Genomic DNA, 14,057 nt, shown 5'->3' with positions numbered 1-14,057 from the left:
GGCGAGTATCGTGGATCGGGATCCGCAGCCCAAAACGAACCCTCTGCGCCGGCAATCCGTTCGGCGCCTCCATATCCAATGCAGATCGAGCAGCGCAAGAGCATCGACGAGCAGCTCGCGGAGCTGCAACGCCTCGTTGCCGAGACCACCCTGGTGCCGCGTCTCGGCAAGGGCGACGTGTTGAGCATCAGCGTTTACGACGAGTCGGACCTCACCCTGTCCGGTGTGCCCGTGCGCCCCGACGGCATGATCTCCTTCCCGCTCGTCGGCGATGTTCAGGCCGAGGGCCGCAGCGTCGAAGAGCTGACCGTCGACATCACGCAACGGCTGCGTGAGTACGTGCTGACTCCACGGGTCACAGTCATCGTGACCGCCTTCAACAGTCTGTCTTACGTTATCTACGGCGAGGTGGTCAAACCCGGGGTCTATCCGCTTGTGACCGACGTCAGCCTGACCGCCAGCGTGGCGAAGGCGGGCGGCCTCAGCAAGGGCCAGTATCGGGCGAGCTCCATCGAATTGGCCGATCTCACGCACGCCATGATCATCCGCCAAGGCAAGCTGTTGCCGGTCGACTTCGTACGTTTGCTGCGCGAGGGCGATTTGCGCTTCGATGTGGCCTTGCAGTCCGGCGACACGATCAATATCCCCTCGGGTCTCTCCAAGGAGGTCTATATCATCGGGGAGGTCAATACCCCTGCGCTCTTTGCCTTCCGCGACGATATGCCCATGTCCAAGACCCTGGCCCTGGCCGAAGGCTTCACCCAGGATGCGGACCTTTCCCGCGTGCACATCGTGCGCGGTTCACTGAGCAATCCGACGCTTATCGTGACCGACTTCAACAAGGTCATCGCTGGCCTGGAGCAGGATGTCCAACTTCAGCCCGGGGATCTGGTCTATGTTCCGCCCACGGGACTCACGACCTGGTCGCGGATGCTCGACAAGATCGTACCCACCGTGACCGCCATCCAGACCGGCATCATCCTCGGCACGACCGTGAGTGGAAACCGATAGGCCGGATGCGGCACGGCGCTTTAGGCACGGTGTTTGGGAATGCGGGTCAGCCGCACGCGCGGTCCATTAAAACAACGCAGGCCGAACTTGTGGGTGAAGTAGCGAGGCCATTGCGCCGCCGCGTCACGTTTCACCTTGGACCGGTCGCAGATGTCCTGCAGGATTGCGATCATCCGTTCGCGATGGGGTTGAAACTTTTCAATCGTGCGCCGGCGGATCTCGGCGGGAGAGATCGCGCAGTGCTTCATCGCATCCACCCCATCGCGCACCGAATCGGCGGTATCCTGGGCGAGAAAGGCGTAATCCGGCTCGAAGAAGGCGTCGCGACCACCGAGATTGCGAGTCGAGACCAGCGGCCGCCCCGAGAGAAGATATTCGGCGCTGACGAACATGGCGCCCTCCTCCGCCGAGAGACAGAGCCCGCAATGCGCCTCGCCGATTGTGCGGGAGACAAAGCGTGAGAAGACCTTGCGTTTCCAGCTCGCGTGGGCGAGCAGGCGCCTCGTCTCGGCGAAATAGGCGGCCTCTCGTTCCGAGTGGTCGCCGATCAGTCGCAGTGAGGTGATCTTCGCGGCCAAGGCATGGCGTTTGAACGGCGTGATGCGGGCGAGGTAGATCGCGTCGTATCGGATCGGCCGACTCACGATGTGATAACGCTGTTCGTCGAGAAAGGCGTTCTGGTGACAAAACTCGGCGCGCAAGCCGACACCCGAGACCAGCGCGACCTCGCGTTCGGAATTACACAGAAAGATCAGCTCGGCGCCGGGGCATTGGCGGCTGATGAGGGAGGCGTCCCTGGCGGCCTCCTCTGCGCGTGCCGGCGTTTCGCGGTGCCAGCCAAATTGAAACAGCAGGAAAGGCTTGGGGTCTCCGAGAGCGTTGAGAATGTCGTCGCGACGGTTGACGAAGTCCTCGAAATAACTGATCACCACCATCGGCTTACGAAAGATGATGTAGGCCGGCAATGCATTGCCTTGAACGAGACGCTTGAGGAGCCTCGCGGTCCGCGCAATCATGATAGTCACCTCCTGTAGATGGTGATCGATGTTACGCGCCGTGTCATGGGCTTTCAATAGCGGCGCGAAGTCTCATCACCGGTGCGCTTGAGACGTCCCGCGCGCGGGCGTAAGATCGAGTGCTATCATCCATTGGCCCGCGCCGGCCCAATCGACGGCGAACCGAGCCTGGCCGAACGTCTTTCCGAGACCGACAGGAAGCTTCAGTTGACGCTGCCGCCCGAGCTGTGGTCCGAGCCGATTAGTGCCAAGCAGCTGCTTTTCGTCGGCATGACGATCGGTTTCCTCGCCGTGGCCATTCCCGCCGCGATCAAGTACCCCTGGATGGACCGGGTCTGCATGGCCGGGATCCTCTTCATGGCTATTAATCCAGTCGATGTCACCTTTTTTAGCTATACGCCCTATCGAGGAGATATTCGGGGCGTGGAGTTCGGCGTCACGGATTGGCTAACCATCACCCTGATCGTGGCGATGATCAAAGCGCCACGCTGGCGCAAACGTCAAATTTACACCCGCAACCCCAACGAAATCTGGATGGCACTCTATCTCGGTTACTCGGCATTGACCATCGCGACCGCCGTGGTTCCGCAATTTGCCTTTTTTGGCGTCACCAAGCTCATGCGTGCCTATGCAACCTTCTGGGTTGCCTATAACTTTATTCGCAACGAGGACGATCTGCGCTTTATTATATGGTGTGTCGTGGGCCTAACCTTCTATAGCTTTACTCAGGTCCTTATGGATAAGTATACGCGAGGCGTCTTTCCGCCGCGCGGCTCTTTCCCGCATCAGAATGGACTCGTGACCTTCCAGAATATGATGAACTTCGTCATCTTCGCCGTGCTTATGCAGGACAGTGACAAGCTTTTCGATAAACGTACCCTGATCTATTGGGCGGCCTTGGGCGCCGGTGCTCTCACCAGTGTCGCTACGCTGTCGCGAGGCGGGATGGCTACCATGGTGATGGGGTTCATGATGATCATGGTCATGGCCTTCTTTCTGAAACAAGGACCAAGCAAGATCAAGAAGAAATTCGCGGCGATTGGAATCATGATCCTGCTGTCGATTCCAGCCTTGGCCGTAATCCTGCCGCCCATCATCGAGCGGTTTGAGACAGCACCCAAAGAGTCCGGAGAGTCACGCCATGACGCCAATATTGCCTCGGCCGAGATGGGGCATGATTATTTCTTTGGCGTGGGTATCAATAACTATTCCTATGCAATCAATTTCATGCACTATGGCGAGCATCTCTCTCCGCTGGATCGCGGCATCGCTCATCACATTTTTTGGCTCCATTATGCGGAGATGGGCGTGATCGGGGTGACCCTTTATACCCTGTTGACTGGCACCTTCATGTGGATTGCCGTGCGCTTTATCTTCAAACGCCGCGACAGTCTTGAACGTGTCTTCGCCATCGGGATCCTCACGGGCTTCGCCATCAATTGGCTTGTGGGCACACTCGAGTGGAATTTTAGGATCATCCAGATCACCGTAGCCTATTTTATGCTTGCTGGATTCCTGACCTCTTTGGATCGCGTCGAGCGTGAGCGAATCCAGCAGCAACAGGATAAAAAGAATCGTCTCATGCTCTGGTATCTGATGATGACCCGGCGCAGCAATCAGCCCAAGCCGACATTATCCCATCCACCCAAGCAACCGGCCCGGCCGATGCGTCGGCGCTGAGTGGGCATGAACTGCTCAAATCATTAGGGAGAAGACATCAATGCGAGATCTGTCACTCGACTTGCTCAAAGGCGTCGCGTGTATTCTGATGCTCTTCGCGCATACGCAACTGCAGATCGACCTGCCGTCCAAGGTGCTCACCTTCTTGGGGAGTTTTGCCCCCATTCTTTTTTTTGCCGTCTCGGGGATCACTGCCCATTTCCAGGCACGCAAGTATCCGGTGGCCGGGGTCGTCCTGACCTACGCCATGATCTTTTTGCTGGGCTTGAGCTTCGCGGCCATAGTCGCAGGCAATTTCTGGATCGCCTTCGAGATGGATATCCTGCAAATCATCGCCGTGGGAGTGTTGGTGCTCTATCTGGTGCAACGGTTTTTCAATCCCGGACCCTGGTTTTATCTGGCCGCCGCGATCCTGCTCTTCGCGCTCAAGCTCGCCACGGATGTCCTGCCGCGCGAGACCTGGTGGATGGGTTATCTGGTCAACGTCGTCCTGGAGCCTGGAAACTTCGTGATTATCCCTTGGCTCTTTCCCTTTTTTCTCGGCATGTTCTGCTATCTGACGCCGAATCGATATAATCTTGTCGTCGCTTTGGCCGCCTTATTCGGGCTGGGTCTCGGCTGGGCTCTGGGGCTTCCGCTCGGGATCGACAATCGCTGGGACATGACCACGGGTTATTTCCTATTTTCGCTGCTGCTGACTTCGATGGCTTTCTATGTCGCCCGCTGCCTACCGGGGGCTCTCGTCACGCGGGCCTTTCCCTGGCTGCTCTGGCTGGGCGCCTTCTCGCTGCTCTTTCTCTATGTGCATATCGGCGTGATCTGGGTGATACGACAGTACACCCAGGGGATCTGGGGAACTTATTGGGTGTGGCCACTGGTCGGGGTTGCATCGATCCTGTTGATGTGGCTTTTGCCGCGGCTGTTCGGGGCGCTACGCGTCCCGCGCCTCATGGCGGGCTTTCCAGCTTGGCTGGTGCTTTTGGCGTTGATTCTCATCGCCCCATTGGTGTTGCCCGCCGGGGCGCCGCTGGTCCTGACCCAATGGGTTCTGGGGTTGGTCTTCTCCCTGTACTACGCCTCCATGACACACGCCCTCAAGGGTGTCGTCTGGCCAGCGACGTCAACACCAAGGGTGGGTTGAGCACATGACACGGCAAAAGAAGGTTTACTCCTCCGGACGTGATGCCTGGGTCGACTATGCGAAGGCCATCGGTATTGTTCTCGTCGTTTACGGTCATGTAGCGCGTGGCGTCTTCAATGCCGGTATCCCGATGGACGTGCCGCTGTATCAACTGGTCGACAGCATCATCTACAGCTTCCACATGCCCCTGTTCTTCTTTCTATCCGGCCTGTTCTTTTTTCACTCGCTGCGCCGACGCGGGCGGATGACACTCGCGGCCAACAAGGTCGACACCATCCTCTATCCCTATATCCTGTGGTCCCTAATTCAGGGGCTGGTCGAGGTGGGACTCGCCCATTACACCAGCGGCAACGTCACTCTCACGGAGGTCCTGTCGCTTTGGGATCCACGAGCACAGTTCTGGTTCCTTTACGCACTGTTTCTGGTGGTCGTGGCCGCTATCCTGATTTACCGGAGCGAGCGCCAGGCCGTCCTTCTCGGTGTCTTGACGCTTGCGGTGCTTGCCTATGTTTTTCAGGCTGCTATCCCATCGGCCTTTCATTCGGACTATGTGGTCAAGAACCTTGTGTTCTTTGCCTTGGGGATCTGGTTTTCGACGGTGAAGGATCAACTGGCCGCGCACGCCGGGCGATGGGCGATCGCAGGGATCATCGGATTCGTGGTCGCGCAGTTTATCTTCCATATCGAGCTTGGACTCCTGTTCGAGGACAAGGGCATCGCATCCCTGCTGGTAGCGGTTGTGTCGATCCTGGCCGTGGCGACTCTGTCCATGTGGCTTGCCCGTTTCCCGGCGTCCTGGATGCTGGCGCTGGGGGGCGCATCCATGGGGATCTATCTCATGCACATCCTGGCAGGCAGCGGGGCCCGGATTCTTCTGGATCGGTTGCTCGGGGTGCAAGATGCTTGGGTTTATCTTCTTATTGGATCTCTCGTGAGTATCCTGCTGCCCATGCTGATTCTTTGGGTGCTCGGGCGTCTGCGGGTGCGTGGTGTGTTGGAGGCCCCCGCCCGGCTTTCGGTCGAGGCATGGTACCATCGCCACTGTGTCGAGACGAACGGGGCTTAGCATGAACCGGCGCCTGCAGAGCGTGACCATCTTGATCCTGACGGGTCTGCTCGCCATTGGGCCGACGGCTCGGTCGAGCCTCGCCGGGCCGACCGAGAGGGTGCTCGAGCGTGGCATCACATCGCCTTTCACAGCGCCGTCCGGACGTCAAGTTCGGCCACTTGCCGTTGGACAGGCTCGGTATCTGGAAACACGCTCGGCACGCGCGCTCACCCTGGGGTTCGAGACGCTGGATCTTCCCGATGCCATTCGCGATCCGGCGGCCTATCGGCTCGTCGGCGATGAGGATCCCATCTACCGCGAGGGTTTGAGCGCAACCCGGGTTGGTACAGACCGTCAGGTCATCGGCTTCGATACGGCGAAACAGCCCTTGTTGGAGACACGCCTGCATCTCTTGTTCCCCGCTCGGCTGCGTCCCGGTCTGGTGTATCGTCTGGATGCCTGTGCTGCCCTGGAGCCCGCCGCCGACGCACGAGCGCCCTGCCGGGCCATCCCGGTTGGCTACGAGCCCGAGCGTGTCACAGGCTCGATCCAGGTCGATCAGATCGGTTACGTCCCGGGGTCTGCGAAGGTGGCCTACCTCGGCAATTGGCTGGGAAGCGCCGGCCCACTGCCTCTGGATGATCCGGCGTTCGAGGTCATCGAGATCGACACGGGTCAGCCGGTGTTCAGTGGTCAGGCGCGCTTGAGTGCGCCCGCCGATCTCTGGAGCGGCCATGATGTCCATGAGGCCGACTTCAGTGCACTGGATCGCCCCGGGCGTTATCGGCTGCGGGTCGCCGGGCTCGGCCTGTCGGATCCTTTTGTCATCGACACGAAGATTTACGACGCGCCGTATCGTGCGGTGATGCGCCTTTTCTATCACAGCCGCAATTCGACACCCGTGATCGGGCCTTGGGCCGAATCGGGTTACGAGCGGCCCTTGGGCGGTGTTCCTCCCGCCATGGACGCCGCCTTTCACGCCGCGGTGGCGAGCTCTCCCTTGAGTGCCGACAGTGATACGGATACCGGCCCGACGGCCCGCCATCCGATCCGGCGCGGCTGGTTTGATGCCGGCGACTATGGTCAATACGTGCCCAATGCCGCCCCGGTCTGGTATCTGATCGGGGCCGCACTTGACCTGGCTCCGGAACGTTTCGGCGATGGCGACCTGAACATCCCGGAGTCTGGAAACGGCATCCCGGATGTCCTGGATGAGTTGGAGTGGGGTCTTGACTGGCTGCTCGGGATGCAGGATCCGGCGGATGGCGGGGTCTGGTTCCGTGTGGCCAGTCGCACCTGGGACGATGGCCCGTCCCATGCCATTCCTGTCCCGCGTCTGCTCTCCGAGAAAACAACTCACGCCACGGCGGCCTTTGCCGCGGTCTGCGCACTGCACGCGCGCCTGATCCATCCCTACCGTCCGGAGCGTGCCGCCATGGCATTGTCCGCAGCGCGCCGAGCCTGGAACTTCCTGTTGACCCATCCTGATTGGCCCGCCGAGGGGCAGCGCTACAAGAATCCCATAGATGTCCGCGCCGGTGATTACGCCGACATCTCGGCTCAGGACAATCGACTCTGGGCCGCAGCCGAGTTGTATCGAACCACCGGCGAGCCGTCCTATCGTGTTGCCTTCGAGGAGATTCTGTCGAAGCTCGAGATCGATCCCACCGCAGGGGTCAGCTTCAAGGACTTCGCGTTGGCAGGGCTTTGGTCCTACCTCCTTGCCGATGACGGGGAGCAGGATGCGCGCTGGGCTGCAGAGGCCCACGCCAAGCTCGTGGCGGCGGCGGACTGGCGGGTGCGCAAGGCGACCGAGCACCCCTTTCGTGCACCAACCCACCAGGCCATCGGCCTGGCGGGTTGGGGTTCCTTTGCCGTTTCCACGCGCGCGACCTTGCCGCTGCTTCAGGCCTATCGACTCACGGGACAGACCCGCTATCTCGACTGGGCCTGGCAAAGTCCTCACCCACAGCTCGGGGCCAACCCTCAATCCATTTGTTATCTCACCGGATTCGGCGCAAGGTCGCCCCGATACCCCCTGTCCAGGCTGACCAAGGGCGGGCTCTCGGGAGCCGAGCCACTTGCGGGTATCCCACTCCTCGGTCCTCATTTTCACTTGCCCGCCCTGTGGCGAGAGATGACCGAGGTCAATCTTGCCTATGTGCCTGCCGGACGCTTGACATCGGATCTGCCCGGGGATGCGGAGGGCTTCAGGGCGCTTTATCCGGTCCTGCGCCGCTATACCGATGCGCGTGGTTTGCCTCCGATGTCGGAGCCCACGATCGCCGATTATGCTCAGGTCGGGATGGCCTACGGGCTGCTGCGTCGGGATGGACTCAGGGAAGAGATCGACGCCATGAGGCAATCGCGGTCATCGATTGAATCGAGGTGATCCGGCTTGTCGCAAGCACGGGATCCATAGTAAAGTCGCGGGCCATTTCATCGTGCTGTTGTTCATATCCTTTGCGCGCGCATCAACACAGGTATTCCTCATCCTCCGGCGCGCCCCTGATTCTGCTCGGCGCGCTGGTGAATGCCCTGATCATCATCACGCTCATGGTGTTTTCCTATCTCAGGGAAGAGCCGTTGTTTTGGCGTCATGAGGGTGAGTTCCCGATCTGGTTGCGAGAGCTTGTCATGATCACCTACTATCCGATGCTCCTGCTGGAGCTGCTGCTTCTCGCGGCCTTCACTGGCTTCGTCGCGCATCTTTTGAACCGGCGATCCACCTCCGCGAATCTTGCTGTCCTTTTATTGCCGATGCTGTGGGGTCTTTATTTCATGGTCATCGCCAATTCAGTGGCGAACAATCTGGAAAATCTCTTCAACGGACGGCCACTCCACTGGCATCCGGATGCGATGTGGTATCAGCTTTGAAGCGCTTCTCCCCTGCCGTCCTTGGCTCGACAGAATGGGCCGCGATCGGCCGAGGGTGGCCTCGATGAACCGGTCGGATTGCATTGACGAGGTTGGCATGAACCAAAAGACTCTAGACAGGGAACATCGCGATCAGGCACGGCACTCTGAAATAACCTCCGCGCATGATCTGGAGATGCTTGATCCGGCGATGCGCGCCAGCTTCAGCGAGCCGCAAATCAAGGCCATCACGACACTCTTGAACGCGCCAAAGGGGAGACCCGCCCCAAAGCTCGTCGACTTGGAGCTCCAATTCAACCTCCTGGCGCATCGCTTTTTTGTCGTGCTCTATGTCGGTCGGAATCGACGGACGAAACCCCGGGATGAGGCGCTGGAAGCGCCGGCACGCAACGGCAACATCATTGCGATCATCCTGATCCTCATCGGCTTCAATCTACTCATCAGTTTCTCGATCATCCTTGTGGCCTATCTGATCAAGGCCGCCATCGGCATCACGCTGTTTCCCGGCCCCCACTGATGTACAGGTAGTCATGTACTCAATGCGCGCCGGTTTCTCGGCTTTCCGGTCGCTACGTTACTGTTCAGGAATTCGTTTCTACCCACTCGCCACTATATCTATCAGGCGCCCGACTCGGCGCGCATTAGGTGAAAGATGTCGGTGATGGCCCCGGGATCGTTCGGCGGCTCGACATTCGAGAGGAGCGAGGCGTCGGAATCCGGATGGTCTGGGTGATAACCGTGCATGCCCGTGATCGGCTTGAGTCCCATGTGGCTCGGGACGATCAGGGTGCCTGCCTCCATCAGAAAGATCAGCTCACCGAATTGATCGCCCTCGAAGTCGCATCCGAGGCGCTTGAGCTCTTCCTGCGACAGGATGCGGCCCTCCGGGACTTGCTCAAGGAGGGCGACGATCGGCTTGCGGGCGGTCGGGTTATGGAACCAGAAACGTCCCATGGTCGAATCATAGGTGGCGGTGTAGTCACGCCCGAAGACGAGTCCGAGTGCCTCGATTTTACTCATGAGGTCAATCGACGTGTGCACGGTGGCCATGCCGTGGTCGGAGCAGATGAACAGCCGCACCTGCTCGTAATGCGTCGAGGCAATCTGCAGGACATTTTCGAGCTGAGCCTCATACCATGCGAGCTTCTGATCGACTCGGGGACTCTCTTTTCCGACCTCGTGCAGGAGTGCGTCCATGGATGCCATGTAAAGGAACGCGAAAGCGATTTCCCCCTTTTCAAGATCAGACTTGAGCGCATCTAGGTTGTCTTCTTCGCACTTGCGCCAGTCGGACACATGGTAAGTTACCCCTGCATGACTCAGGTGATCGAAGATGTTCTGACTTCGGTTCATTCCGCCGGGCACGAAAAGGTCATTCTTCTCGCAGTAGTCGAATTTATCCACGTATTGAAACGGGATGTTGTAGAGCTGGAAATATCCCGTGTATCCATAGAGCCGCTTGATCAACTTGCTGATGAGGTTGCGCACCCGACCGCGGTCGATCAGGGAGCTCGGAAGCAGCCCCAGCAGACGCAGGGGTTTGAACGGAGATGTCTCGGGCGAGTAATAAAAAAAAGACCAGTGGAGATGGTCACGCGGCATTTTTCCCGTCAGGATCGACGGAATACATGCGGACGAGAATCCGAATACGGATCGCAACTTGCGCCGGAACGGCAGTCGATCTTCCATGAATCGACGCCCCTTCAGGACTTCCCAACCAAGCGCGTCGATGAAAACGACGATCGAGATCGGAGGTGCTTTCTTGTCATTCATCGAAACATCCCTCTGCCGTTGTTTACGGGAGATCCTCACGGGTCAGGGGACCGCAGCTCGAGTTGAGCTTTAGGGATGCCCCTCGTTGCGTGCAGGACGCGTTTGAGGTCAGCGACCCGCGAATCGATCGCGATAGTAGCGCAGTTGACCGACAAGGATCGGGATCTGCTGAAGATGAAAGTGTATGCCGTAAAGGAATCGGGTCACCGGATTCGGCTCTTTCCAGGCCGCCTGCCCTGCAGTGCGCACGATTAGGGCAAGGTAGAGTATCAAAAGGAGCAGGATCGGCCATGGACTAGCGAGCAATACAGTCGCAACCAAGGCAGACAACGCCGAAAGAATAAGTCCCCCTGCGTGAAGTCGATTGCGACGGGCTGCGGTTCGCCAAACACCGGGCATTTCAGCCCGAAAACGCTCCGAAATCTCTGCAGTGGTATAGCCTGTCCGCACGGCGCGCCGCCAGTATTGATCCCAGCTCGATATGTGGAGATCATGAAGCGTCATCGGTTGGTCGATATGCTCGATGCGATAGCTCAATTCACGCAGGCGTCGACAAAACTCGGCCTCCTCGCCGGCGACTAACCGCTCGTCGAATCCGCCCGTGCGCTCAAGTGCCGTGCGGCGCACTAAAGCGTCACCCCCGTGGAATTCAGTTGGCCCCGGCGGATGAATCCAATCGAGATCCAATACACGATTGTAGATCGAAGCATCCGGGTGCAGTTCGCGCCGATGCCCCCAGACGACCGCGACATTGGGGTCTCTCAACAGTGGAACGGCACTCGCAACGAAGTCCGGGTCGAGCACGGTGCCGCCGTCCAAGAACATCACCACCGATGCGCGAGCGGCTCGCCACCCGGCATTGCGTCCGATTGCCGGGGACGTGCGAGAGGACTTCAGCGACACCACGGCGGCACCCATGTCGCGCGCGCGGGCCGGGCTGCCGTCAGACGAATCCGAATCGACGTAGATGATCTCGACCGCGCCTTTGACGCCGCGAATTGCTCGCGCCGAACGGATACACCGAGCGAGCCGCGAACCTTCGTTGCGACCGATAATGACGATCGAGAGGGCGAGAATCGAGTGTTCCGATGCCATACTCCGACCCAGCTCAGCCATCACCGATCGTCCTCATGCTTGATCGCCTCACGTCACGCAACGGATCAAGGCGCCATTCAAGCACGGGATTGAACGCCGGCCACGATCAGATCATCCGCGCGGCGGCCAGCTTGGCATCGTCGAAGATTTCGAAGACCTGTTGCAGTCGAGTCAACTCGATCAGCGCCCGGATGGAGGGGGTCAATCCAGCCAAGGCGACGTTCCCGCCATTGCCGCGGGCAGCCTTGAGAGCGGAGATCAGCACCGAGAGGCCGCTCGAATCGCAGAACGTCAATTCGGAGAGATCAAGCACGAGCTTCGAGTCACCGCGCGCAAGGACGTCGAGAATCTCTTGCCGAACAGCCGGCGCCTCGGAGGCAGTCAGGCGTCCCGCGAGGGCGACGCTGTCGACTTGGCCGATCTTACGATGCGTGACAATTGCCTTCATCCTCGTTTGCTCCAATGATCGGACGTAAGTAACCGCTGCGGTTCGGATCATCGTCCGTTCACCGGCGGACCGAGCGAAAAGCCGCAGTCGGGCTGGCTCTGTGCCGGGGCGCGATCATGATCAAGATCCTTCCGAGAGATACCTGTCGAGCATTATTTTGGCGAGACGCATTTGTTCGCGGGCAGCCGCCAGATGCGTATCGGCACCCGCGATGACGCCGGCTCGGCCGAGCGACTCGAGGTATCTCGCGTGATCGGATAATCCGATTGCACCAAGGGCGGCAGCACTGGATTTGAGCGTGTGCGCGGCTCGATGCATTACAGCAGCGTCGTCTTGAGCAAGCCCTTGATCGATTTGATCCAAGAGATCTGCGGCATCAACGAGAAACCGATGCACAAGATCGGCGAAATCGTCTTCCATGAGATCGCTGATTTCTTGAAGGACACTCAAATCGAGGACGCTTTTTGGATCTTGTCCTAAATCCGCCATGGTGGCAATCCACTCTCGCTCTCGTCTGTTGCGGACATCGCCTGAGTTGCTTGTCGGCAAACTCAGTCTAAGGATAACGCCCAACGCCAAGGAAAGGCAGTGTCGCTCCTCACATTTCCACGTCACCGGCCCGGGCCCGTGCGCAACCGTAAACCTCATGCGACTGATGTGCGTCGCCTCTCATCGTCGCTGGAGCACCAACAGCGAGATGTCGTCCTCGATCTCGCCTTCGCCGCGCCAGTCCCTTAGAGCCATATCCAGGCGGCTCGCCAAGGTTTTCGGGGGCGCTCCTCCACAGTCTACGGCCAAGCCGATGAGACGCTCGAGCTCGAAGCTCTCGCCCTCGGCGTTGCGACAATCCGTGATGCCGTCCGAGTAGAGGATCAGTCGGTCGCCGGGCTCCAGTGTGAAGGCGACCGAGTCGTAGGGGACACCTTCGAGCATTCCGACGGCAAAGCCGCCGTGTCCGACCTGTTCGACGCGTCCGTCGCGCCGGGCGAGCAGCGGATGGGGGTGGCCCGCCTGACAGAGCTCGCCGCGCCCCGAGTGGGTGTCGATGTAGCCGTACACCATGGTGAAGTAAGGTGCGTTGTCGCCGGATTGGAAACGCCGGTTGAGGTCGGCGACGACGGCATCCGGAGCTTTGACGCGACGTTCGCCTTCGGGTGGCGCGACCAGATGACCCTCGCCGAGCTCCGCGGACAGGGTTCGGCTCAGGGTGACAGACATCATCGCCGAGGGCACGCCATGCCCCGCGACATCGAGATGATAGAACCCAAGATCGCGGTCGTTTAAACGGAAAAAATCGAAGATGTCTCCGCCGATCTCGGTCGCGGGCAGGAACAGCCAAGCCAAGGCTACGGCGGGCGAGACGTTCGGATCCTTCGGCAAGAGGCTGGCCTGCAGGGCCGCCGCTGCACGCAGATCCTGCTGAATCCGGTCGAGTGCGGCGTGGAGCTTGCCGTTGGTCTCTTCGAGCTTGCTGTTGCGTAAGGCGAGTTGGCTTTCGAGGCTCAGGATGCGCTCGGCGGCACGCAGCCGGACCCGCAGCTCTTCGAAATTGAACGACTTGGTCAGAAAATCATCGGCACCCGCCGTCATGCCCTCGATCAGGTCTTCCTTGTCGTCGCGGGCCGTCAGGAGGATGAAGTAGACGTAGTGCTCCCACTGCGCTTCGCGAACGCGCCGGCAGAGCTCGAGGCCGTCGATCTCCGGCATCATCCAATCGCTGATGATGAGACGGAGCGGCTCTTGCCTCAAGATCTCCCACGCCTCCCGGCCATTGCTGGCGGTGACGACCTCATGCCCCCAACGCTTGAGAAGACGTCCGAGGATCTCTCTTGCGTCGCTGGCGTCGTCGGCTATCAGGATACGCATGGCCTAAAAAGTGGCTCCGCAAAGACCGGCTGGCCGTGCCGGCCTCGCTCGTCAGACCGGCTACCCAAAACATCAGTCGCTCGTGACACCCGCTCTGCGGTG

Annotated in this window: 13 protein-coding genes; 7 read left to right on the top strand and 6 right to left on the bottom strand. The window is 59.7% G+C overall.

Features of this window, described 5'->3' with window-relative positions; translation table 11 throughout:
* The first annotated feature begins 78 nt into the window (after positions 1 to 78).
* The gene (locus KFB96_RS17460; protein WP_213460042.1) at positions 79 to 1,011 is read left to right on the top strand and encodes a polysaccharide biosynthesis/export family protein; all 933 of its coding nucleotides are present in this window, start codon (positions 79 to 81) and stop codon (positions 1,009 to 1,011) included.
* Between the two features lie 20 nt (positions 1,012 to 1,031).
* Here the strand turns inward: KFB96_RS17460 and KFB96_RS17455 are convergent, their stop codons facing one another.
* A complete protein-coding gene (locus tag KFB96_RS17455) occupies positions 1,032 to 2,027 on the bottom strand; it encodes a hypothetical protein (protein ID WP_213460040.1) in 996 nt (331 codons plus the stop codon).
* A gap of 132 nt (positions 2,028 to 2,159) precedes the next feature.
* On the opposite strand from KFB96_RS17455, the gene KFB96_RS17450 reads away from it, so the two are divergent.
* The 6 genes from KFB96_RS17450 (at position 2,160) to KFB96_RS17425 (ending at position 9,290) form a co-directional block, all read left to right on the top strand.
* Positions 2,160 to 3,707 carry an O-antigen ligase gene (locus tag KFB96_RS17450; RefSeq protein ID WP_213460038.1) on the top strand — a complete coding sequence of 516 codons (1,548 nt, stop codon included), beginning with the start codon at positions 2,160 to 2,162 and terminating at the stop codon, positions 3,705 to 3,707.
* Between the two features lie 40 nt (positions 3,708 to 3,747).
* The gene (locus tag KFB96_RS17445; RefSeq protein ID WP_213460036.1) at positions 3,748 to 4,848 is read left to right on the top strand and encodes an acyltransferase family protein; all 1,101 of its coding nucleotides are present in this window, start codon (positions 3,748 to 3,750) and stop codon (positions 4,846 to 4,848) included.
* Between the two features lie 4 nt (positions 4,849 to 4,852).
* Positions 4,853 to 5,914 carry an acyltransferase gene (locus tag KFB96_RS17440; RefSeq protein ID WP_213460034.1) on the top strand — a complete coding sequence of 354 codons (1,062 nt, stop codon included), beginning with the start codon at positions 4,853 to 4,855 and terminating at the stop codon, positions 5,912 to 5,914.
* Between the two features lies 1 nt (position 5,915).
* Positions 5,916 to 8,288 (top strand): glycoside hydrolase family 9 protein, encoded by a 2,373-nt coding sequence (locus KFB96_RS17435; RefSeq protein WP_213460032.1) that lies wholly within the window; start codon positions 5,916 to 5,918, stop codon positions 8,286 to 8,288.
* Between the two features lie 137 nt (positions 8,289 to 8,425).
* Entirely contained in the window at positions 8,426 to 8,773 is a 348-nt protein-coding gene (locus KFB96_RS17430; protein WP_213460030.1) for a hypothetical protein, read from the top strand.
* 64 nt (positions 8,774 to 8,837) lie between these two features.
* A complete protein-coding gene (locus KFB96_RS17425) occupies positions 8,838 to 9,290 on the top strand; it encodes a hypothetical protein (protein ID WP_213465374.1) in 453 nt (150 codons plus the stop codon).
* A gap of 101 nt (positions 9,291 to 9,391) precedes the next feature.
* On the opposite strand, the gene KFB96_RS17420 is transcribed toward KFB96_RS17425, so the two are convergent.
* The 5 genes from KFB96_RS17420 to KFB96_RS17400 form a co-directional block, all read right to left on the bottom strand.
* Positions 9,392 to 10,546 carry an alkaline phosphatase family protein gene (locus KFB96_RS17420; RefSeq protein ID WP_213460026.1) on the bottom strand — a complete coding sequence of 385 codons (1,155 nt, stop codon included), beginning with the start codon at positions 10,544 to 10,546 and terminating at the stop codon, positions 9,392 to 9,394.
* Between the two features lie 108 nt (positions 10,547 to 10,654).
* Positions 10,655 to 11,662: a glycosyltransferase family 2 protein gene (locus KFB96_RS17415; protein ID WP_300970425.1), complete on the bottom strand. Its 1,008-nt coding sequence runs from the start codon at positions 11,660 to 11,662 to the stop codon at positions 10,655 to 10,657.
* Positions 11,663 to 11,747: 85 nt separating this feature from the next.
* Entirely contained in the window at positions 11,748 to 12,089 is a 342-nt protein-coding gene (locus KFB96_RS17410) for an STAS domain-containing protein (RefSeq protein ID WP_213460024.1), read from the bottom strand.
* Between the two features lie 120 nt (positions 12,090 to 12,209).
* Positions 12,210 to 12,578: an Hpt domain-containing protein gene (locus KFB96_RS17405; RefSeq protein ID WP_213460022.1), complete on the bottom strand. Its 369-nt coding sequence runs from the start codon at positions 12,576 to 12,578 to the stop codon at positions 12,210 to 12,212.
* 180 nt (positions 12,579 to 12,758) lie between these two features.
* A complete protein-coding gene (locus KFB96_RS17400; protein ID WP_213460020.1) occupies positions 12,759 to 13,955 on the bottom strand; it encodes a SpoIIE family protein phosphatase in 1,197 nt (398 codons plus the stop codon).
* Between the last annotated feature and the right edge of the window lie 102 nt (positions 13,956 to 14,057).

Source organism: Thiocapsa sp., assembly GCF_018399035.1.
Taxonomy (GTDB): Bacteria; Pseudomonadota; Gammaproteobacteria; order Chromatiales; family Chromatiaceae; genus Thiocapsa.
Note: the sequence above shows the minus strand (reverse complement) of the source record. Positions and strands in the feature narration are given on the sequence as shown.